The organism is Marichromatium sp. AB32, assembly GCF_003718675.1.
Taxonomy (GTDB): domain Bacteria; phylum Pseudomonadota; class Gammaproteobacteria; order Chromatiales; family Chromatiaceae; genus Marichromatium; species Marichromatium gracile.
In genome coordinates, this window is sequence record NZ_RHFJ01000051.1 from 1 (window position 1) to 21,211 (window position 21,211).

Sequence of the window (21,211 nt, forward strand, 5' to 3'; positions counted from 1 at the left end):
CAGGGCGAATCCGGGCCCGGGGCGAGAGCGCCTTACTCCTCGCCTTCCTTGCAGGTGTTGATGTGGAAGGGCACGTAGGCCAGGCAGGTGCCGAGGAAACCGGTCGCGAGCACCACCAGACCGATGGCACTGGGAATCCAGCTGCCGCTGGCGATACCGCCGAGCACCAGCACGCCGCCGGCGGCGAGGCGGAAATTACGATCGGTCTTGCCAACGTTCTTGGGCAAATTCATGAGTCAACTCCTGTATTGCAAGCTTGGACGAGCCGAATGCGGGGCAGCGCATGACCAGGATTCCGGCTCGCTTTCCCCCGCGACATGGGCCACAGACCCGAGGTCTGCGACCCTGGTGGTCATCCCTGCACCACCATAGCATTGACTGCGCGGCCATTATAGACCCACACCTACTAGGTATACCCATCGATCCGAGCGATCGGACCGATAGCGACCAGCGACCAGCGACCAGCGATCAGCCGCCAGCGGCCAGTGATGCGCCCTGGCGGCTAACCAATCGCTCGCCCCCCCTTCGCGTCCTTGGTGCCTTGGCTGGTTCGAAGCAGCTTCCAGCGATCAGCTGATAGCCACCAGCCCCGATGTTGGGTTGACCGTCGACGAACGCCGCAGATTCGTCGATGGCATGGTGGACGGACGGTTAACCCAACCTACGAGACTGAGGGCGGCCGCCAGGGGATTGAACCGCAAAGACCCAAAGGACACGAAGAAAGCGACCAGCCTTCAGCAAACAGCCTCCAGTGTCGGTATGCGGTTAACCGCGACGCGACGAGACAACCCTGCCCCCTCACTGGAGGCTGGCGGCTGGAAGCCTTTCCTCATCTTCGCGCTCTTCGTGTCTTGGCGGTTCAATCTCCCGGCGGTCCGAAGCGCGAGCTATGCTACCGTCTTCGCCCCGATCCACCCTGACTCGCGAGAGATCCCATCCATGGCAGCACCCTACCCCCTGATCCTGGTCGACGGTTCGAGCTATCTGTTCCGCGCCTATCACGCCATGCCGAAGCTGACCAACTCGCGGGGGGAACCGACCGGGGCGCTGATCGGCGTGCTCAACATGCTGCGCAAGCTCATCGAGACCTACCGACCGGACTATCTCGCGGTGGTGTTCGACGCCAGCGGCAAGACCTTCCGCAACGACCTCTATGCCGACTACAAGGCCCATCGCCCGCCGATGCCCGAGGATCTGCGCGAACAGATCGCACCGCTGCACACCATCATCGAGACCATGGGGTTGCCGCTGCTGTGCGTGCCCGGGGTGGAGGCCGACGACGTCATCGGCACCCTTGCCACCCAGGCCGCCGAGTCCGGCATCCGCACCCTGATCTCGACCGGCGACAAGGACATGGCGCAGCTCGTCGACGACCAGGTGCACCTGATCAACACCATGACCGACGCCCTGCTCGACGCCGCCGGGGTGGAGGAGAAGTACGGCGTGCCGCCGGCGCGCATCGTCGACTACCTGAGCCTGATGGGCGACAGCGTCGACAACGTGCCCGGGGTGCCCAAGTGTGGACCCAAGACCGCGGTCAAGTGGCTCGCCGCCCACGGCGACCTCGATGGGGTGATCGCAAACGCCGCCGCCATCAAGGGCAAGGTCGGCGACAACCTGCGCGCCGCGCTCGACCAGCTGCCGCTGTCACGCCAGCTCACCACCATCAAGTGCGACGTCGCGCTGCCGCTCGGTCCCACCGAACTGGTGCCGGGGACGCCCGATCGCGAGCGGCTGCGCGAGTGGTTCGAGCGCATCGAGTCGCGCAAGCTGCTCGCCGATCTCGACCGCCTCGACCCGACAGCCCCGGCGCCGACCGCGCCGGAGGCCCCACAGGGCGCGGCGGCGGACTACCAGGTGGTGCTCGATCGCGACGGGTTCCTCGACTGGGTCGAGCGGCTGCGCGCCGCGCCGCTGTTCGCCTTCGACACCGAGACCACCGCGCTCGATTACATGCGCGCCGAGATCGTCGGCGTCTCCTTCGCCACCGAGCCCGGCGCCGCGGCCTATGTCCCGCTCGCCCACACCTGCCCCGGCACCCCGGAGCAGCTCGACCGCGACTGGGTGCTCGGCGAACTCAAGCCCCTGCTCGAGGACCCCGAACGCGCCAAGGTCGGACAGAACCTCAAGTACGACATGAGCGTGCTGGCGCGTCACGGCATCACCCTGCGCGGCATCGCCCACGACACCATGCTCGAGAGCTATGTGCTCGACAGCACCGCCGGGCGACACGACATGGACTCGCTGGCCAAGCGCTATCTCGACTGTGACACCATCGCCTTCGAGGACATCGCCGGCAAGGGCGTCAAGCAGCTCACCTTCGACCAGATCCCACTCGAACAGGCCGGCCCCTATGCCGCCGAGGACGCCGAGGTGACGCTGCGCCTGCACCGACACCTGTGGTCCCGGCTGGAGAGCGAGGCTGGACTGGCGGCCCTCTATCGCGACCTGGAGATCCCGCTGGTGCCGATCCTCTCGCGCATGGAGCGCCACGGCGTGCGCATCGACTGCGAGCAGCTCGCCGCGCACAGCCAGGACCTCGCCGTGCGCATCCAGGCGCTCGAGACCCAGGCCCACGAGGTCGCCGGACGGCCCTTCAACATGGGCTCGCCGAAGCAGATCGGCGCCATCCTGTTCGACGAGCTGGGGCTGCCGGTGGTGGCCAAGACCCCCAAGGGCGCCCCTTCGACCTCGGAGTCGGTGCTCGAACAGCTCGCCGCCGAGGGCCACGAGCTGCCGCGGCTGATCCTCGAACACCGCGGTCTGGCCAAGCTGCGCTCGACCTACACCGACAAGCTGCCGCAGTTGGTCGACCCCGACAGCGGGCGGTTGCACACCTCCTATCATCAGGCGGTCGCGGCCACCGGTCGGCTGTCCTCGAGCGACCCCAACCTGCAGAACATCCCGATCCGCACCGAGGAGGGACGGCGCATCCGCCGCGCCTTCGTCGCCGAGCCGGGCAACCTGCTGATCGCCGCCGACTACTCGCAGATCGAGCTGCGCATCATGGCCCATCTCTCCGGCGACGAGCGTCTGCTCGCCGCCTTCGCCAGCGGTCAGGACATCCATCGCGCCACCGCCGCCGAGATCCTCGGCATCACCCCCGAGGCGGTCGACGCCGAGCAGCGCCGCTCGGCCAAGGCGGTCAACTTCGGGCTGATCTACGGCATGTCGGCCTTCGGCCTGGCGCGCCAGCTCGGCATCGGCCGCGCCGCCGCCCAGGACTATGTCGATCGCTATTTCGAGCGCTACCCCGGGGTGCATGCCTTCATGGAGCGCATCCGCGCCCAGGCGCACGAGGACGGTCATGTCGAGACCCTGTTCGGTCGCCGCCTGCACCTCCCCGAGATCGCCAGCCGCAATCAGAACCGCCGCGCCGCGGCCGAGCGCACCGCCATCAACGCGCCGATGCAGGGCAGCGCCGCCGACATCATCAAGCGCGCGATGATCACCCTCGACGACTGGATCGAGCGCGAGCGACCGCCGGCACGGATGATCATGCAGGTCCACGACGAGCTGGTGTTCGAGGTCGCCGCCGACGCAGTCGAGGCGGTCGGGGCACGGATCCGCGTCGCCATGGAGCAGGCCGCGGAGCTGCACGTGCCCCTGGTGGTCGACATCGGCGTGGGCGAGAACTGGCAGGCCGCGCACTGAAACGCAACCGGCGGGAACTCCGACTAAAATAGTCGGTCACAACCGACGTGTGCGATACAGGCCGCTTCTCCCCCCCTGGGAGCGGCCCAGTGCCCGGCAGCCCTCGCCGGGGAAGCGACTCCCCCGCAGCCCTCTCCCCCTGGGCCGTCGGGGGTTTTTTTTGGGGCGCAGCCAGCAGCCAGCGGCCAGCAGCCAGCAGCCAGCAGCCAGCAGCCAGCGGCCAGCGGCCAGCGGCCAGCGGCCAGCGGCCAGCAAATTGTGAACCGCAAACACGAAAGAGCGTCTTTGCCCCTCAACCGCTGCTCATGTGCGCCAGCCCGCCCGACTGGAGGCTGAAAGCTGGAAGCTGGAAGCTGGCGACTGGCAGCTGAGAGCTGAAACCGGCGATCGAGCTCGCCGGTCACGGCACCGTCAAGATCGCTGACTAAGATGGCCTGACCATCAACCCTATGGAGTCGCTCAGCGATGTCCGTCGAACGCCGCTACTGCGCGCGCCTGCCGATCGATCTGCAGGTCCAGATCCTCTACCGCAAGCGCCGCTTCTGCAGCGCCACCGCGCGCAACCTGTCCAGCCAGGGCATGTTCCTGGATGTCCGCAACGTCACCCTGCCCACCGGCACCCTGATCGAGCTGGAGTTCCAGGCGCTCGGTCGTCACTGGCTGATACCGGCGATCGTGGTCCATCACCATGGCGGCGGGGTCGGGGTGATGTTCCGCGACGAACACAACGCCCTCTACCAGGATCTGCCGCGTCGCCCCGCCGCCAAGTTCCCCGCCCAGGCGTCCGCCGCCACCGCTCGACTGCACGTCAGCAGTTACTGAGCCCCTTCACCACCCCTCCCTGCTCCGACCCCACCCTGTTCAGCCCTCGCGGGGCTGAATGGTCAGGGTGCCCGGGATCGGCCTCAGCCGTAGATCAGCCCCGGCAGCCAGGTCGCCAGCGCCGGCCACAACGCCAGCATCGCCAGCATCGCCAGCTGGATCAGGATGTAGGGCAGCACCCCGCGATAGATCTGCGCCGTGCCCACGCCGGGCGGCGCCACGCCGCGCAGATAGAACAGCGAGAAGCCGAACGGCGGAGTGAGGAAGGAGGTCTGCAGGTTGAGCGCGATCATCACCCCCAGCCACACCGGATCGAGCCCCATCGCCAGCAGCACCGGACCGACGATCGGCACCACCACGAAGGTGATCTCGATGAAGTCGAGGATGAAGCCGAGCAGGAACATCACCAGCATCACCACCGCCACCGCGCCGACCACGCCGCCGGGCAGCCCGGTGAGGAACTCGGTGACCAGGTCGTCGCCGTGGAAGCCGCGGAACACCAGCGAGAAGATCGCCGCGCCGATGAAGATCAGAAACACCATGCTGGTGACCGTCGCGGTCTGGCGCACCACCTCGCGCAGGATCGTCAGCGACAGCTGACGGCGCGCGGCGGCGAGCACCATGGCACCGACGGCGCCGACCGAGGCGGCCTCGGTCGGCGTCGCCAGACCACCGAGGATCGAGCCGAGCACCGCCACCACCAGCAATAACGGCGGCAGCAGCACCGAGACCACGCGACGCGCCAGCTCGCCACGACCGGCGGGCCGCTCCTCGGCGGGGATCGCCGGTACCGCCTGGGGACGGACGACCGCCAGACCGATCTGGTAGAGCAGATAGAGCCCGACCAGCAACAACCCCGGCACCAGTGCGCCGACGAACAGATCGCCCACCGAGACGGTGTCGGGCGACCACACCCCCATCTCCAGCTGCGCCTGCTGATAGGCCGAGGAGAGCACGTCGCCGAGCAGCACCAGCACGATCGAGGGCGGGATGATCTGCCCCAGGGTGCCGGAGGCGCAGATGGTGCCGGCGGCCACCGCCGGGTCGTAGTTGCGTCGGAGCATCACCGGCAGCGACAACAGCCCCATGGTGACCACGGTCGCCCCGACGATGCCGGTGCTCGCCGCCAGCAGCATGCCGACCAGGGTCACCGAGATCCCCAGACCGCCGCGCACCGAGCCGAACAGCATCGCCATGGTGTCGAGCAGGTGCTCGGCGATGCGCGAGCGCTCGAGCATCACCCCCATGAACACGAACAGCGGCACAGCGATCAGGGTCTCGTTGGTGATCACCCCGTAGAGCCGGTTGGGCAGCGCTTCGAGGAAGCTCGGGTCGAACCAGCCGAGCGCCTCGCCGGCGAGCGCGAAGGCGAGCGCGGTGCCGCCGAGCGACAGCGCCACCGGATAGCCGAGCAGCAGCACCGCCACCACCCCGATGAACAGAAACAACGGCATCAGCTCAGACACGGGCGCTCTCCCCCTCGCTGGCGGGCAGTGCCGAGTCGACACCGGCGAGATAGAGCGCGTTGCGCAGCGCATAGCTCAACCCCTGGGCCAGCAGCAACGCCGGCATCACCAGGATCAGTGTCTTGAGCAGATAGACCCCGGGCAGTCCGCCGGCCTCGCGCGAGGCCTCGCGCACCCGCCACGACTCGGCCACGTAGTCCCAGCCGAGCCAGAGGATGAAGCCGCACACCGGCAGCAACAGCAGCAGGGTGCCGCCGAGGTCGATCCAGGCGCGGGTGCGCCGCGACCAGCGCTGGTAGAGGATATCGACCCGCACATGACCGTTGGCGCCGAAGGTGTAGGCGATGGCGAGCATGAACATCAGCCCGTGGAGATAGGTCACCGACTCCTGGAGCGCGATCCAGCCGAGATCGAAGACATAGCGCAGCACCACCACGGTGAAGGTGACCAGCACCATCGCCAGCGCCAGCCAGGCGACCAGTTCGCCGATGCGCCGGATCGTGCGCTCGACCCGATCGGCGAGGGCGAGCAGACGCGCCGCACGGGTTGCAGAGTGATTGTTCATCTGTCGGTTTTTCGGTTTCGGAGACACGAGCCCGTCGCGCGCTCGCGTCCATGCGTTACAGGACGATCGAACCCCCCGGGGTCAGGACGACACCAGGGGCGGGGATGAGACGAAGACGAAGCGAGGCGTCCGGTCAGCACGGAGCCCCGGCCACATCCAGGGGCCGGGGCTCAGCCGCTCAATCCCAGCGGAACAGTACCCACTGGGGGACGGCGAGGTTGTCGGGCGAGCTGTCCTGCGCGTCCATCACCCCGTCACCATCGGTATCGAACAGATAGTAGGGCGGTCCCACCTGGGGCTGGACCTTGACCATGTACAGGGCGCCGCGCACCCGGTACTCGTAGACCACGGCATCGCCGTCCTCGCGGATGGTGATGTCGGGTTCGACGGCCTCGCCGGTGACCGGCGAGGGGACGACGGTCGGCACCTCCAGGAAACCACCACCGGACGCATCCGGCTCCTGGGCATGGAGCGTCCCGGCCATCACGGCCAGGACGATGATCGCGAGCAACCTCTTCACGTCGTCACCCTTCTCCTCGGCGTATACGAAGCCCCAATGGTATTACGAAACGCCCACCGCGTGCGCGATCGGCGGCTAACCAGCAGCCGTCAGCCTCCAGCCGTCAGCCTCCAGCGGGTGGCCCACTCAACGGTCGCGGCAGAGACCCGCTCCGCTGGTCACTGCCAGCTGGCCGCCGGTGGCTGGCGGCTGACCGCTGGTCGCTGCCCACTGTTGGCTCAATCCGTCTTCGTGTCATCGCCGCCCGTCTCCCCGTTCACAGGAGCGGCCTCATCGGGCGAGGTCTCGGACGCGGCCGGGCAGGCGCTGGCCAGCACCTTGTCGATGCGCTTGCCGTCGAGGTCGACGACCTCCAGGCGCCAGTCCTCCCAGTGGGCGACGTCACCGGTCGCCGGCAGGCGACCGAGCAGCCACATCATCATCCCCGAGAGGGTGTGATAGCGCCCGCGCTCCTCCTCGGGCACGGTGCGCAACCCCAGACGATCCTTGAGCTCGACCACCGGGATCAGACCATCGAGCAGCCAGGAGCCGTCCTCGCGCTCCACCGCCCAGGCATCGTCCTCGTCACCGAGCGCATGGAACTCCCCGGCGACCGACTCGAGCAGATCATGCAGGGTCACCATGCCCTGCACCTCGCCGTATTCGTCGACCACGAAGGCGAGATGAGTACCGCAGTCGCGGAACTGACCGAGCAGCTCCATGGCATTGAGCGACTCGGGGACGTAGAGCGGCTCCTGCAGGTCGCGGGTGAGGTCGATCGCGCCTCCTGCAAGCTGCTGGACGAACAGCTGTCTGGCGCCGATCACCCCGAGCACGTCACCGAAGCCGCCGCGACAGACCGGGAAACGCGAGTGCTCGGCCTGTGCCACGCGCGCCAGGTTCTCATCGAGCGGGCGCTCCAGATCGAGCCACACCAGCTCCGAGCGCGGGGTCATCAGCGAGCTGATCGGCCGATCGTCGAGGCGGAAGACGTTGCGCACCATCTCGTGCTCGACCTTCTCGATGATGCCCGCCTGCGAGCCCTCCTCGAGCAGCGCCTGGATCTCGTCCTCGGTCACCGTCGGCGAGACCAACTCGCGCTGGCCGAGCAGACGCAGGGTCAGCGCGGTCGAGCGCGAGAGCATGAACACGAACGGACGCGAGGCGCTGGCCAACAGGTTCATCGGTCGCGCCACCAGTCGCGCGATGCCCTCGGGGTCGAGCTGACCGATGCGCTTGGGCACCAGCTCGCCGATCACGATCGAGACATAGGTGATCACCATCACCACCAGCACGGTGGCGCCGACCTCGCTGCTCGCCTGCTCGACCCCGAGCGTCTGCAGCCAGACGGCGAGCGGCCCGGCCAGCGCCGCCTCGCCGACGATGCCGTTGAGGATACCGATCGAGGTGATGCCGATCTGGATGGTCGAGAGGAAACGGGTCGGATCCTCACCGATCTCGATGGCGACCTGGGCGGCGCGGTCGCCATCCCCGGCGAGGCGTGCGAGTCGCGCGCGCCGCGCCGTCACCAGCGCGATCTCGGACATGGCGAAGACGCCGTTGAGCAGGATCAGGGCGGTCAGCAGTAACAGTTCCATGAGGCCTCGGGCAGACGGGATGAGGGCATCCGGTCCGCGCCGATCGCGGTCGACCTGGATGCATGACACGGACGGATCGGGGAGGTCAGGCCGGGACGCGCAACGAGCCGCCGGGCGCGGCGCCGACGCCGGCACCCGGTGGCGAGCGCGGCGCTCGGATGGTGACGCATCGGCGGGCGCCGGATACGGCGGACGATGATCATGGCACGAGGACTCGCCCCGCTCGGCTCCTGACGCGGTGATGACGCGCCCAATCATCGCCCAAGCCCCTTCGCTTGTCACCCGCGCCCCATCGCGCCGGGGCCCTGGGGCATAATGATGCGTTGACCAACCCGGCACGCCCCACCCCATGAGCGGACTCAACCCCCGACAGCGTCAGGCCGTGCGCTATACCGACGGCCCCCTGCTGGTGCTCGCCGGCGCCGGCTCCGGCAAGACCCGGGTGATCACCCGCAAGATCGCCCATCTGATCGACCACGGCGGCCTCAAGCCGCGCCACATCCGCGCCGTCACCTTCACCAACAAGGCCGCGCGCGAGATGCGCGCGCGCATCGGCCAGCAGCTCCAGGGCACCGACACCCGCGGCCTGGCGATCTCGACCTTCCACACCCTCGGACTCGAGATCCTGCGTCGCGATCCCGAGCCGGCCGGGCTGCGCCCCGGCTTCTCGCTGCTCGACGCCCAGGACGTCGAATCGGTGCTCAAGGAGCACCTGCGCCAATCGCGCGCGCCCGACAGCATCGCCCCGGGCGCGCTGCAGCAGCGCATCTCGCGGTGGAAGAACGACACCATCGGCCCGGCCGAGGCACTGAGCCGCGCCGAGGACACCTTCGAGGCCGAGCTCGCCGGACTCTACGCCGACTACGAGCGCAGCCTGCGCGCCTACAACGCGGTCGACTTCGACGACCTGATCCTCGCCCCGGCGCGGCTGCTCACCGAGTGCCAGCCGGTGCGCGAGGCCTGGCGCGCGCGCATCCGCTATCTGCTGGTCGACGAGTACCAGGACACCAACGGCGCCCAGTACGAGCTGGTGCGGCTGCTCGCCGGCCCCGAGGGCGCCTTCACCGTGGTCGGCGACGACGACCAGTCGATCTATGCCTGGCGCGGCGCCCGCCCGGAGAACCTGGCGCGGCTGCGCGAGGACTACCCGCGGCTCGAGATCATCATGCTCGAGCAGAACTACCGCTCCAGCGCCCGTATCCTCGGGCTCGCCAACACCCTCATCGCCAACAATCCGCATGTGTTCGAGAAGCGGCTGTGGAGCGAACTCGGTCCCGGCGAGCCGGCGCGCGTACTGCGCTGTCGCGACGAGCGCGACGAGGCCGAGCGGGTCACCGCCGAGATCCTCCATCTCCACCACGCCGAGCGCGTCGCCTTCGGCGACATCGCCATCCTCTATCGCGGCAATCATCAGGCGCGGCTGTTCGAGCAGGCGCTCAGGGTCCACGACATCCCCTACTTCCTCAGCGGCGGCACCTCCTTCTTCGCCCGCACCGAGGTCAAGGACGTGATGGCCTATCTGCGCCTGCTCGCCAACCCCGAGGACGACGCCGCGCTGCTGCGCGTGGTCAACACCCCGCGCCGCGAGATCGGCCCGAGCACCCTGGAGCGGCTCGCCGCCCACGCCCGCGCCGAGGGCACCAGCCTGTTCGCCGCTTGCGCCGACCCGGCCCTGGCCGAACACCTCAACCCGCGCCAGCGCGACCGGCTCGGCGCCTTCACCGCGCTGATCCGCGAGCAGGCGCGCGCCGCCGCCGGCGACCCGCCGACGGCCCTGCGCACCCTGGTCGAGCGTATCGACTATCCTACCTGGTTGCGCGAGAACGCCTCCAGCCAGCAGGTCGCCGAGCGCCGCTACGAGAACGTCGAGGACCTGCTGAAATGGCTCGGTACCCTGCACCGCGACACCGAACGCAGACGCGGACTGGGCGACCTGGTCGCCCACCTCGCCCTGCTCGACGTGCTCGAACGCCAGGACGAGGAGGAAGGCGGCGACCGGGTCTCACTGATGACCCTGCACGCGGCCAAGGGGCTGGAGTTCCCTCACGTCTTCCTGGTCGGCATGGAGGAGGAGCTGCTGCCGCACCGCACCAGCATCGAGGAGGACACCATCGAGGAGGAGCGCCGTCTGGCCTATGTCGGCATCACCCGCGCCCAGCGCGGCCTCACCTTCACCCTGGCGCGCCGCCGCCGGCGCTACGGCGAGTGGGTGCGCAGCGAACCCAGCCGCTTCCTCGCCGAACTGCCCGAGGACGACCTGATCTGGGAGGGCGGCCCCAAGGCCGACCCCGAACGCAGCAAGGCGCGCGGCCGCAGCCATCTCGACATGCTCAAGGAGATGCTCGGGTCCTAGCGCGCCAGCGACCAGCCGTCAGCCGTCAGTGGGTGCGGGCAGCGAGCGGTGGTATGGGACCGTCAGGGTTGCGTGGGCGACGGGCGGTGGCTGGTCGTGAACCGCAAAGCCGCGAAGCACGCAAAGTGAATGATGTGTGATGTCGGCGTGAGGCCACAGACGGCGCGGGTCCACACCGCCGTCGGGTGATCGCGCCCGCTGGCGGCTGGCGGCTGATAGCTGGTGACTGGTCGCCGGCGGCGCCCTTTGACGAACGCGGGCAGATTCGTCATAATCGCTCTCTCGATAGAGCCTCTGCGTCTATCGTATCTCCCACGCGCTCGTAGCTCAGTTGGATAGAGTACAGCCCTCCGAAGGCTGGGGTCGCAGGTTCGAATCCTGCCGGGCGCGCCAACTCCCTCTCCCCTACTCCAGCTCCTCGCTTGCCGTTGCGGCCATGATGCGGATCGCCTGGCAGATCTCGGGGATCGTCGCCGGCGCAACCGGACGACTGAACAGGAACCCCTGCACCTCGTCGCAATGATGCGCGCGCAGCAGTTCGAGCTGCGAGTGACGCTCCACCCCTTCCGCGGTCACCTTCAGCCCCATGGTCTCGGCCATCGCCATCACCGCCTGAGCAATGGCGGCATTGTCACGGTCACGCTCGATATCGACCAGGAAGGACTTGTCGATCTTCAGCCGGCCGATCGGGAAGCGGCGCAGATAGCTCAGGCTCGAATAGCCGGTACCGAAGTCGTCGACGGCCAACTGCACCCCGATGGTCTTGAGCGCGCGCAGGGTGGTCACCGTCTCCCGGGGCTGATTCATCAGCACCGTCTCGGTCAACTCAAGCTCCAGCGAGGTCGGATCGAGTCCACTCTCGCGCAGCACCTGGGCGACACGCTCGGAAAAGCCGGGACGCGCGAACTGGTTGGCCGAGACATTGACCGCCACCCGCGGGATGAACACCCCCTGGGCACGCCAGCGCGCCAGCTGTAGACAGGCCTGGCGCAGCACCCAGTCACCGATCTGCAGGATCAGTCCGCTCTCCTCGGCCACCGGGATGAAGAACTGTGGCGAGACCGCGCCCAGCTCCGGATGCGTCCAACGCAACAATGCCTCGACCCCACTGACCTCACCACGGTGCAGATCCACCTGCGGTTGGTAGTGCAGGGCGAACTCGTCCTTGGCGAGCGCCTGATGCAAGGCGTTCTCGATCCGCATCCGCTGGCGCATGTCATCGTTCATGCTGACGTCGAACAGCCGATAGGTGTTCTTGCCGGAGCGCTTGGCCTGATACATCGCCAGGTCGCCGTTGCGCAGCAGGTCGGTCGCGTTCTGCGCATCCTGCGGAAACAGGGTGATGCCGATGCTCGGGGTCACCACCACGGTGGTGTCGTCGAGTTCGAGCGGCTCGCTCAGATCGCGCTGCAGCTGACGCACCACCCGGATCGCACCACGCACCCCGCCGACATCGGGCAACAGCAGCGCGAACTCGTCGCCACCGAGGCGCGCCAGACACTGCTGCGCATCGGGATCGGCCTCGCAGGTCTTCGACCAGCTGACGCTCAGGCTCGCAGACAGGCGCTCGGCGACGGTCTTGAGCAGCAGGTCGCCGAGATGGTGCCCCAGGGTATCGTTGATCTGCTTGAAGTTGTCGAGATCGAGGAACACCAGCGCACAGGCATGGCGGCGTCGGTGCATCACCGTCAGCACCTGCTCGAGACGCTGCTGGAACAGCACCCGGTTGGGCAGTCCGGTGAGGGTGTCGAAGAAGGCGAGCCGATGGATGCTGGCCTGAGCCTCCTGCAGCGCGGTGATGTCCTGGACCGCGCCATAGCAGCAGACGCCGCCAGGCGCCACGGAATGCGAGGGCTCGACGAACTGACGCAGATGGCGCACCTCGCCCCCGCTGGTCAGCACCCGGTGGTGCAGCTCGGCATCGCGATCGCACCGTTCGAGATGCGCGAACCAGTCGATCACCGCATCGCGCTCATCGAGCGGCACCCGCTCGACCAGGGCCTCGAGGCCACAGACATCCCTCGCGAGCGTGCAATCGAGGATCTCGAGCGCCTGTGCCGACCAGCGTATCCGTCCCTCACCGGGGAGCCACTCCCAGTCACCGATCCGCGCCATCCGTTGCGCGGCGGCGAGACGCCGCTCGCTGAGCAACAGCGCCTCGGTGGCCTCACCGGCACGCACCATGTAGCGAATGCGGTGCACCATCACCGAAGCGATGATCGGCTTGACCGCAAAATCGGTCGCCCCGGCTCGATAGGCCTGCTCGATCGAGCCCTCGTCGTCGAGACCGGTCATCATCAGGATGGGCAGATAGTCCCCCCCGGGAAGCGCACGCAGCCGCGTACAGGTCTCGAAGCCGTCGAGGCCCGGCATCATCACATCGAGCAACACGATCTCGGGCAGCCCCTCGGCGGCCACCCAGGCGAGCGCCTGCGCGCCACCATCGACCTCCACAACCTCCATGCCGCACTGCTCCAGGGCCTCGGCGAGCAGATAGCGCGAGGTGACGTCATCGTCGACGAGCAGCACGCGGATCGGAGAGACGGCGAGATGTGGACGCATCGGAAGATATCCTCAGGAGTCGCGCTGCAGCCGCTCGAGCGCGGCGACGAGTTCTCGGAACTGGGCCTCGGCTGCGGCGAGGGTACCGCCTGCCTCATCCAATGCGCCAGCGCGGGCGAGCCGTTCGAGGACGCGACAGGTCGCGGCGAAGCCGTGAGCGCCGAGGTTGGCGCTACTCGACTTGAGGGTATGCGCGGCAAGCTGGACCAGCTCGGCGGCGTCACTCTCCAGCCCCTGGCGCAGCTCCGACATCAATTTCGGGGCGCTGTCGAGATACAGGCCGATCACCTTGGTGAGCGGATCGGGCCGACCGTCACGACGCAATGCCCGGATCGAGTCGAGTACCGCCGGATCGAGCAGTGGCGGCGCCCCACCCCCCCCCCCACCCCCGCCTCCCGCCTCCGGCGACCTGGCGACGACCCAGGGAGCAATGCGCGCGGCAAGTTGGCGTTGGGAGAAGGGCTTGCTCAGATAACCGTTCATGCCGGCCTCGTCGCAACGCTGCTCGATCCCCTTCTGCACGTTGGCGGTGAGCGCAATGATCGGGACCGATGAAGCAGGCCGCTGCTCGCCTTCGAGTCGACGGATCGCTGCGGTGGCGCTGAACCCATCCATCACCGGCATGTGGCAGTCCATCAGCACCAGGTCGAACGCATCGTGGGCAAACGCCTTGACCGCCTCCTCTCCGTTATCGGCGATGATGACCTCGAGCCCGAGGTCCTCGAGCATCAGCGTCGCCATCTCCTGGTTGACCGGATTGTCCTCGACGAGCAGAACCCGGCCGCGCAGGGTCGAGTTCGGGTCGGGCTCGGGCTCGTGCTCGACCCGGCCGGTCTCCAGTATACCGGGAGGGACTCGACCGCAGGCCTCGTCGAACCGCGCCTCGAGGGTAAAGGCGGCGCCCCGCCCCGGAGCGCTGTCGACCCGGATATCGCCCTCCATCATCCGCGCCAGCTGGCGACAGATCGCCAGCCCCAGCCCGGTGCCGCCGTAGTCGCGGGTGATCGAGCCGTCGCCCTGGGCGAAGGCCTCGAAGATGTCCTCCTGCTGCGTCGGATCGATGCCGGGACCGGTGTCGCTGACGGTCACCACCAGGATCAGTCCACCATGCGCCCGCTGCCGGGTCAGCGCGCGTACCCGGACCTCGCCGGCGGCGGTGAACTTGACCGCATTGCCGATCAGGTTCATCAGGATCTGACGCAACCGCGCACCATCACCGTTGACCCGCACCGGCAGGTCCTCGGGCAGCTCGGTCTCGAGCCGCAGCCCCTGGATGCTCGCCGACTCGGCGAACAGCTGCACCGTGCCCTCGATCAGTGCCCGCAGCTCGAAGTCGTAACGCTCCAGGCTCAGCCGCCCGGCCTCGATCTTGGAGAAGTCGAGGATGTCGTTGATGATCTCGAGCAACGCCTCGCCCGAGCGCTGGATGGTCTCGGCGAAGCGGATCTGACGGGCATTCAAACCGCTCTTGCGCAGCAGCTCGGCCATGCCGAGCACGGCGTTCATCGGGGTCCGGATCTCGTGGCTCATGGTGGCGAGGAAGTCGCTCTTGGCCCGGCTCGCCGCCTCGGCACGATCGCGCGCTTCGGCCAGCGCGGCCACGGTATGCTCGAGTTCGCGGGTACGCGCATGCACCTGACGCTCGAGATCCTCCCGATAGCTCTCGAGCCTGAGATCGCGCTGCTGGATCTGGTCGAGCATGTCGTTGAAGCCGTGGACCAGCGAACCGAGTTCGTCGCCACGCGACTCGCTCACCCGCACGCCGTAGTCACGCGCGCTCGAGACCCGCTCCATCGCCCGGGTCAGCGAGAGGATCGGCGCCGAGACCAGTCGTTGCAGCCAGTGCGCCAGCAGCAGCGCGGCGACCACCGCCGCGATCAGGGTGAGCGCGCTGATCGCCAGCGAGCGGTTGAGCGCCGCACGTACCCGCGCGGGGGTGTCGAGCAGATGGACATGGCCGATGACCTCGTCGTCGATGACGATGGCGCGCACCACGTGCAGATGATCGGGCTCGATGCCGATCCCCGGGTGTCCCTTGCCGCCGGGGCCGTACTCGTCCGGCGGCAAGGGCTCGGCACTCGGCGGGTAGCGCGCGAACAGCCCGCCGTCGAGGTCGTAGACATAGGCCCCGAGCAGCTGCGGGCGATCGGCGAGCGCGGCCAGGGTCCGGGCCGCGGCCTCGGGATCATCGAAGGTCAGTGCCGCGGCGACGTTGTAGGCGAGCATGTCGCCCAGGGCATTGAGCTCGTCGATGGCGCTGCGCTGCAGCACCTGGCGCTGGTTGAGTCCGTGACTCGCCCCGGAGAGCAGCAACACCGCAAGCGCCACCACCAGCATCAGCAGCATCAGCTTGTAGCGGATCGAGAGCCGTTCCAGCCACTGTCTCATCTCAGTCCCTCACCACGTCGACGGCCAGTTTCAGCAGCTGTGAACTGATCCCGAGTCCTGCGGCCCGCGCACTGGCGGCATTGATCTCGAAGCGCAGCCTGCGCTCGACGCGCACGAAGCGCACCATGCCGCCGGCGGCGACGAACTCGGGGATCTCGCTCACCGTGAGCACCGGCCGTCCGGCAAGCGATCTCAGCACTGCGGCAAGAAAGGGACGCTCGGAGTCGGCGACATAGACGATGTGGCAACTCTCGAGCGACTCGCCACGCGAGCGGCGCACCACCGTCATCGACCGTCCCTGGACCTGCTTCCCGTTCAGCGCCTCCAGCGCCTGAGCCGACTCACTGCGTCCATAGACGCACAGATGCAGGGACTCGGCGCGGGGTGGCCAATGGATGAACTTGGAGAAGTTGTAGAGATAGGCGGCCATCAACTCGCCTTCCTCGACGCCGGCGCACACCGCAGAGCCATAGAGCAGCATCGAGACCATCAGTGTCCCGCAACGACGCCGCATGCGCCGAACCGCGCGCCGAGAGGAGCGCTCAGAACTCGAGACGAACCGAGGCATAGACGCCGCGCTGGACCTCCAGCGGCAAGGCTGCGAAGGCCTCCGGGTAGCCTTCCGGATGCGCGGGACTCAGCAGATTCTGTCCCACCAGGGCAAGCTCCAAACCCGCGCGCGGGCGCCAGGCCAAGCGGACATCCAGCTCCCAGTAGGCGGGGATGCGGCTGTCGCTGAACCGACCGATGTCGAACGGCGGGTAACTCGAATCGACATAGCGCAGCCACAGATCGAGGTCGACATCCTCGCGCGGGTTCATCAACGAGCGCAGCGAGAACTGCTGGCGCGGATCGGCACGCGCCAGGGTCTCGTTGCTGCGATCGAGACTGGTCTCCGGCACCTCGAGTTCGACCTCGAGATAGCCATAGGCCAGCGCCAGCCGCCACCACTCGCGCAACTGCCACTCGGCGGCGAGTTCGACGCCATAACCAGACCCGCTGGCCTGGTTGTCGAAGGGCAGGCTGAAGTAGAGCGCATCGCCATCGGCACCGGTCTGCACCACGCCGTCGCCCGAGGAGCGCAGGTCGTCGTAGTCGTTGTAGAACAGCGTGAGGTCCAGGTTCAACCGCGACGATGGGGCCAGCCGCCAACCCAGTTCATAGGCGATCAGCGACTCGGAGACGAAGTCGTCGTCGCCGGCGGTGGCGAACACCAGCGACTGCGGCCAGGACCCCGGCAACCCGGACTCGATCACCCGGGCCCAGACCTCGGCGCTGCGCTCGGCGCGCGACGGTGTGCGCACCGCACGCGAGACCGAACCCCACACCGAGGAGCGATCCGTGGCGTGCCACAGCAGCCGGATGTTGGGTTGCAGCTCGAACCCGGTGTAGTCGTTGTGCTCGAACTTGCTTCCCAGGGTCAGGTGCAAGCGCCCCGGCACCAGATCGATCTCGTCCTGGAGGAAACCGTTCCAGAGTTCGCGTGATTCGGCGTCCGGGTCGAGATCGACCAGCACGCCGCCACTGAAGTCGTCGGCGACATGCCGATAACCGAGCCCCCAGACCAGGTCATGACGCGCGCCCAGCATCACCCGGTGCTGGAACTCGACATCGAGGATGTCGTGGCGCTGCGAGACATAGTACTCGTCGCGCTCGACATGGTCGTAGTAGAGCTGCAGCGACACCTGCGAGCTGACCGACAGCGCCCGCTCCCAGCGTGCCAGGAAATTCGCGCCGCTGGCCTGCAGGCGATCGTCGACCGCGACATAGCGCTCCGGCAGCACCTCGGGGGCGGGGACGTTGAGCTGCTGGCGCAGGTTGCTGCGATAGAGATCGCCCTGAAAGGTGAGACGATTGCCGTCGGCGAACCGCGAATCGACCCGAAAGCCGCCCTGACCACTGTCCCAGTCGTCACGACCACCGTCACCATCGAGGGTGATCAGCGCGTCATGGTCCTGATACTTGGCATAGAGCCGGGCGAAGGTATCGGGCGCGACCTCGGCGCCATAACGCAGCGCCGCCATCGCCCGCTGCTCGGAGCCGGCGCCGAGGCTCGCCAGCCCGCCCAAGGTATTCTCGGCCGAACGGGTGATGATATTGATCACGCCGTTGACCGCATTGGCCCCCCACAGGGTCGCGCCCGGACCGCGGATCACCTCGATGCGCTCGATATCCTCGAGCAGCGGATTCTGCTGCTCCCAGTAGACACCGGAGAAGCTCGGCGTATAGAGGGTACGACCGTCGATCAACACCAGCAGCTTGTTGGCGAAGCGACCGTTGAAACCGCGCGCAGAGACCGCCCATTTGTTGGCGTCGAGCCGGCTGACCTGCAGCCCCGGCACCATCCGCAACAACTCGGGCAGCGCCGTCGCGCCGCTGCGCCGGATGTCCTCGGCACCGATCACGAACACCGCGGCGGCGGCATCGGCGAGCGCCTGCGACTTCTTGCCGACCGAGGTCACCTCGACATCGAGCAGCTCTTCCAGGCTGAGTTCGGTCAGGTCCTCGCCGCGCACCGGCATCACCAGCAAGGATGTCAGCAGGGGCAGCATCCATCCTGCCATCATCCGCATCGCCATAGACTGCCTCCACCGTGTTCTGGCAACCGCGCCATCATCAGCTCCTGACAAAGAGACCGCTATCGAGCAGCACTATAAACGTCCGGGCGTCGCATCGGGTAGGATCCGGCCATCGCCAACATCACCCCGAGAGGCAACCCATGAGCAACGCCGTTCAATCCTCCAGCGCACCGCATATCCTGCACGTCGCGCAACGCGCAACACTGGGCGACGCACTCGACGCCCAGCGCGGCACCTTGCAGGCTGCCAGCGGCAGACTTGCCTACTACGCCGACACCACCGCAACGGGACGCCCGCTGGTACTGATCCACAGCATCAACGCCGCGCCCAGCAGCTACGAACTCCGTCCCCTGTTCGAGCACTATCGTGGCAAGCGTCCGGTCTACAGCCTGGAGCTGCCCGGTTTCGGCCACTCGGAGCGCTCGGCGCGCAGCTATACCCCCGAGCTGTTCGCCACCGCGATCCATGAGTTCCTCGAACAGGTCGTCGGCGCCCCCGCCGACCTGCTGGCGCTGTCGCTGAGCAGCGAGTTCGCCGCCCGTGCCGCGCTCACCGCACCGGCGCGCGTCGCCTCGCTCACGCTGATCTCGCCGACCGGCTTCAGCGAGCGCGAACTGCCCAGCGAGCGCACCGGGCAGGTCCTGCGCCGGGTGCTCACCCTGCCGCTGCTCGGGCGCGCGCTCTATGCCCTGGTCGCCTCGCGACCGAGCATCCGTCACTATCTCGGGCGCTCCTTCACCGCCACCCCGCCGCAGGCGCTGATCGACTACGCCCACGCCACCTCGCACCAACCCGGCGCCCATCACGCACCGCTCCACTTCCTCTCCACCCTGCTGTTCACCCGCAAGGCGCGCGAACGTCTCTACGGCCGGCTCACCGATCTGCCGGTGCTGGTGATCGCCGACCGCGATCCCTACATCGACTTCGCCGCCCTGCCCGGCTTCATCGCCAACCACCCCAACTGGCGCAGCGAGCCCCTGGCCCCGCACCTCGGCCTGCCGCACTGGGAGCGTCCCGAGGCGACCATCGCCGCGCTCGATACCTTCTGGGCGAGCGCCTGAGACGCGGGGAGAGGCCGCCAGCGGCCAGCGGCCAGCGGCCAGCGGCCAGCGGCCAGCGGCCAGAAGATTGAACCGCAAAGCCGCCAAGGGCGCGAAGGGAAGAAGGGCTTCCTGCGGTCAGCCTCTAGCGAGCGGCGCGGGCTTGTCTCGTACCGCCTGGGTTGACTGCAAGCAGACACTGGCGGCTGGCCGCTGATGGCTGGCCGCTTTCTTTGCGTCCTTGGTGTCTTTGCGATTCGAATCAGCTTCCAGCGATCAGCCGCCAGAAGGTTGAACCGCAAAGTCACGAAGAACGCGAAGGGAAGAAGGGCTTCCTGCGGTCAGCCTCTAGCGAGCGGCGCGGGCTTGTCTCGTACCGCCTGGGTTGACTGCAAGCAGACACTGGCGGCTGGCCGCTGATGGCTGGCCGCTTTCTTTGCGTCCTTGGTGTCTTTGCGATTCGAATCAGCTTCCGGCGATCAGCCGCCAGCTGCCAGCTGCCAGCTGCCAGCCGCCAGAAGGTTGAACCGCAAAGTCACGAAGAACGCGAAGACAAGAAGGCTTCCTGCTGTCAGCTTCCAGCGAAAGGAGCAGACTTGTCTCGTACCGCCAAGGTTGACTGCAGACCGACACTGGCGGCTGGCCGCTGATGGCTGGTCGCTTGAATCGCTTCGCGTCTTGGCGGTTCAATCTTCTGATCGCTGATCGCTGACAGCTGTCAGCGCCCTTCCAAACGACAACGACCCCGACGGTCGCAGACCGTCGGGGTCGTTGGGAGCGGCGACCCCGCGCGCGGCGAGGCACGGCTCAGCGCGCGATCAGTTCCAACCGAAGCCGGCCGCGAACACGACGGCGTGCACCGCCAGCGCGATCACCAGCACGGCGTAGAGGATCGGCATCAGCCAGGTCGCGGGGTTGACCACCATCCAGATCTTCCAGTCGTCCTGGGGATTGCTCGGCTTCATGGTGTTTTCGCTCATGTTGATTGGTCCTTGCGGAGGGGGATCAGAACCAGGGCTTGGTCGCGATGAGGAACAGGTGCACGACGGCTGCGAGTCCGACGAACGCGGTGTAGGTCACCTTGAACTGTTCGTGGAACTCCTTCGCCTGCGCCTCGGTGATCCCGGACGTGTTCGCCTGCACGGCTGCAGGAGCAGCCTGCTGAGCCGGCGCTGCCTGCTGCTGCACGGGTGCCTGCTGCTTCGCGGGTGCCTGCTGCTTGTTGGCCGCCTTGGCCGCGCCGCGCGATTTGCCCGCGCCACCCTTGGGAGCGGAGAAGGATTTTTGATCAGCCACAGTGGCCTCCTGAGGGGTTAGAGATGATGTCGCCGCCTCAATCATGCGTTAAGGGAGACGCCATGACCCCGACCGCGACAGCTGGCGCGGCTCACCCGTGCACACGTCTCGCGCGTTCGGATGGACCCGCTCTGAGATCTTGAGCATGTCATCTTATATTGACACCAAGCAATGTCAATAACGATTTACAACAGCCCCCCCTGGGCAGAAACCAATCGCAAGGGAAAGCGGCCAGCGGCCAGCGGCCAGCGGCCAGCGGCCAGCGGCCAGCGGCCAGCGGCCAGGAGATTGAACCGCAAAGCCGCAAAGCACGCAAAGCACGCAAAGCACGCAAAGGAGAGAAGAGCTTCCAGCCATCAGCCTCCAGCCGCCAGTGGCCGCCTGTCTTC

16 protein-coding genes and 1 tRNA gene are annotated in these 21,211 nt (G+C 67.6%); 5 read left to right on the plus strand and 12 right to left on the minus strand.

Features of this window, described 5'->3' with window-relative positions; genetic code table 11:
* Positions 1–32: 32 nt before the first annotated feature.
* Complete coding sequence (locus tag EBL85_RS13320) at positions 33–233, minus strand: DUF2892 domain-containing protein (RefSeq protein WP_062276366.1); 201 nt, start codon at positions 231–233, stop codon at positions 33–35.
* A 706-nt stretch (positions 234–939) separates the two neighbouring features.
* Between EBL85_RS13320 and polA the strand changes: the two genes are divergently transcribed.
* Both polA and EBL85_RS13335 read left to right on the plus strand, forming a co-directional pair.
* Entirely contained in the window at positions 940–3,654 is a 2,715-nt protein-coding gene (gene polA / locus EBL85_RS13325; protein ID WP_123143163.1) for a DNA polymerase I, read from the plus strand.
* 465 nt (positions 3,655–4,119) lie between these two features.
* Entirely contained in the window at positions 4,120–4,476 is a 357-nt protein-coding gene (locus tag EBL85_RS13335; RefSeq protein ID WP_123140889.1) for a PilZ domain-containing protein, read from the plus strand.
* 83 nt (positions 4,477–4,559) lie between these two features.
* On the opposite strand, the gene EBL85_RS13340 is transcribed toward EBL85_RS13335, so the two are convergent.
* The 4 genes from EBL85_RS13340 to EBL85_RS13355 all read right to left on the minus strand — a co-directional run bounded on the left by EBL85_RS13340 (position 4,560) and on the right by EBL85_RS13355 (position 8,604).
* The gene (locus EBL85_RS13340) at positions 4,560–5,942 is read right to left on the minus strand and encodes a TRAP transporter large permease subunit (protein ID WP_190288089.1); all 1,383 of its coding nucleotides are present in this window, start codon (positions 5,940–5,942) and stop codon (positions 4,560–4,562) included.
* Complete coding sequence (locus tag EBL85_RS13345; protein ID WP_123140887.1) at positions 5,935–6,507, minus strand: TRAP transporter small permease subunit; 573 nt, start codon at positions 6,505–6,507, stop codon at positions 5,935–5,937. The genes EBL85_RS13340 and EBL85_RS13345 overlap by 8 nt, the downstream gene beginning before the upstream one ends.
* A 178-nt stretch (positions 6,508–6,685) precedes the next feature.
* A complete protein-coding gene (locus tag EBL85_RS13350; RefSeq protein WP_123140886.1) occupies positions 6,686–7,027 on the minus strand; it encodes a DUF2782 domain-containing protein in 342 nt (113 codons plus the stop codon).
* Between the two features lie 218 nt (positions 7,028–7,245).
* On the minus strand, positions 7,246–8,604 hold the full coding sequence (locus EBL85_RS13355) for a hemolysin family protein (RefSeq protein WP_123143166.1): 1,359 nt from the start codon (positions 8,602–8,604) through the stop codon (positions 7,246–7,248).
* A 349-nt stretch (positions 8,605–8,953) separates the two neighbouring features.
* On the opposite strand from EBL85_RS13355, the gene EBL85_RS13360 reads away from it, so the two are divergent.
* Positions 8,954–10,957 (plus strand): UvrD-helicase domain-containing protein, encoded by a 2,004-nt coding sequence (locus tag EBL85_RS13360; RefSeq protein WP_123143167.1) that lies wholly within the window; start codon positions 8,954–8,956, stop codon positions 10,955–10,957.
* A 316-nt stretch (positions 10,958–11,273) separates the two neighbouring features.
* Positions 11,274–11,350, plus strand: a tRNA-Arg gene (locus EBL85_RS13365).
* A 12-nt stretch (positions 11,351–11,362) separates the two neighbouring features.
* Here EBL85_RS13365 and EBL85_RS13370 read toward each other — a convergent pair.
* From EBL85_RS13370 to EBL85_RS13385, 4 genes are read right to left on the minus strand one after another with little or no spacing between them, the layout of a single operon-like run.
* Positions 11,363–13,519 (minus strand): bifunctional diguanylate cyclase/phosphodiesterase, encoded by a 2,157-nt coding sequence (locus EBL85_RS13370; protein ID WP_123140883.1) that lies wholly within the window; start codon positions 13,517–13,519, stop codon positions 11,363–11,365.
* A 12-nt stretch (positions 13,520–13,531) separates the two neighbouring features.
* A complete protein-coding gene (locus EBL85_RS13375; RefSeq protein ID WP_123140882.1) occupies positions 13,532–15,907 on the minus strand; it encodes an ATP-binding protein in 2,376 nt (791 codons plus the stop codon).
* A 1-nt stretch (position 15,908) separates the two neighbouring features.
* On the minus strand, positions 15,909–16,421 hold the full coding sequence (locus EBL85_RS13380; RefSeq protein WP_123143168.1) for a YfiR family protein: 513 nt from the start codon (positions 16,419–16,421) through the stop codon (positions 15,909–15,911).
* A gap of 28 nt (positions 16,422–16,449) precedes the next feature.
* Positions 16,450–18,459: a TonB-dependent siderophore receptor gene (locus EBL85_RS13385; protein WP_223806150.1), complete on the minus strand. Its 2,010-nt coding sequence runs from the start codon at positions 18,457–18,459 to the stop codon at positions 16,450–16,452.
* Positions 18,460–18,626: 167 nt separating this feature from the next.
* On the opposite strand from EBL85_RS13385, the gene EBL85_RS13390 reads away from it, so the two are divergent.
* Positions 18,627–19,547 (plus strand): alpha/beta fold hydrolase, encoded by a 921-nt coding sequence (locus tag EBL85_RS13390; protein ID WP_123143170.1) that lies wholly within the window; start codon positions 18,627–18,629, stop codon positions 19,545–19,547.
* Between the two features lie 797 nt (positions 19,548–20,344).
* On the opposite strand, the gene pufA is transcribed toward EBL85_RS13390, so the two are convergent.
* The 3 genes from pufA to EBL85_RS17480 all read right to left on the minus strand — a co-directional run.
* Positions 20,345–20,506, minus strand: coding sequence for a light-harvesting antenna LH1, alpha subunit (pufA, locus tag EBL85_RS13395; RefSeq protein WP_123140879.1), 162 nt, complete (start codon positions 20,504–20,506; stop codon positions 20,345–20,347).
* 25 nt (positions 20,507–20,531) lie between these two features.
* Positions 20,532–20,669, minus strand: a complete 138-nt coding sequence (locus EBL85_RS17475; protein ID WP_062278067.1) for a light-harvesting protein — start codon at positions 20,667–20,669, stop codon at positions 20,532–20,534.
* 301 nt (positions 20,670–20,970) lie between these two features.
* Positions 20,971–21,211, minus strand: a 241-nt coding sequence (locus EBL85_RS17480; protein WP_223806151.1) for a hypothetical protein, incomplete at its 5' end; no start/stop codon positions are given.

Excerpts from the sequence above, each read along its gene's own strand:
- EBL85_RS13370 (WP_123140883.1), bottom strand. The coding sequence starts at position 13,519 with ATGCGTCCACATCTCGCCGTCTCTCCGATCCGCGTGCTGCTCGTCGAC.
- EBL85_RS13355 (WP_123143166.1), bottom strand. The coding sequence starts at position 8,604 with ATGGAACTGTTACTGCTGACCGCCCTGATCCTGCTCAACGGCGTCTTC.
- EBL85_RS13380 (WP_123143168.1), bottom strand. The coding sequence starts at position 16,421 with ATGCGGCGTCGTTGCGGGACACTGATGGTCTCGATGCTGCTCTATGGC.
- EBL85_RS13335 (WP_123140889.1), top strand. The coding sequence starts at position 4,120 with ATGTCCGTCGAACGCCGCTACTGCGCGCGCCTGCCGATCGATCTGCAG.
- polA (WP_123143163.1), top strand. The coding sequence starts at position 940 with ATGGCAGCACCCTACCCCCTGATCCTGGTCGACGGTTCGAGCTATCTG.
- EBL85_RS13345 (WP_123140887.1), bottom strand. The coding sequence starts at position 6,507 with ATGAACAATCACTCTGCAACCCGTGCGGCGCGTCTGCTCGCCCTCGCC.
- EBL85_RS13385 (WP_223806150.1), bottom strand. The coding sequence starts at position 18,459 with ATGCTGCCCCTGCTGACATCCTTGCTGGTGATGCCGGTGCGCGGCGAG.
- EBL85_RS13375 (WP_123140882.1), bottom strand. The coding sequence starts at position 15,907 with ATGAGACAGTGGCTGGAACGGCTCTCGATCCGCTACAAGCTGATGCTG.
- EBL85_RS13390 (WP_123143170.1), top strand. The coding sequence starts at position 18,627 with ATGAGCAACGCCGTTCAATCCTCCAGCGCACCGCATATCCTGCACGTC.
- pufA (WP_123140879.1), bottom strand. The coding sequence starts at position 20,506 with ATGAGCGAAAACACCATGAAGCCGAGCAATCCCCAGGACGACTGGAAG.
- EBL85_RS13320 (WP_062276366.1), bottom strand. The coding sequence starts at position 233 with ATGAATTTGCCCAAGAACGTTGGCAAGACCGATCGTAATTTCCGCCTC.
- EBL85_RS13360 (WP_123143167.1), top strand. The coding sequence starts at position 8,954 with ATGAGCGGACTCAACCCCCGACAGCGTCAGGCCGTGCGCTATACCGAC.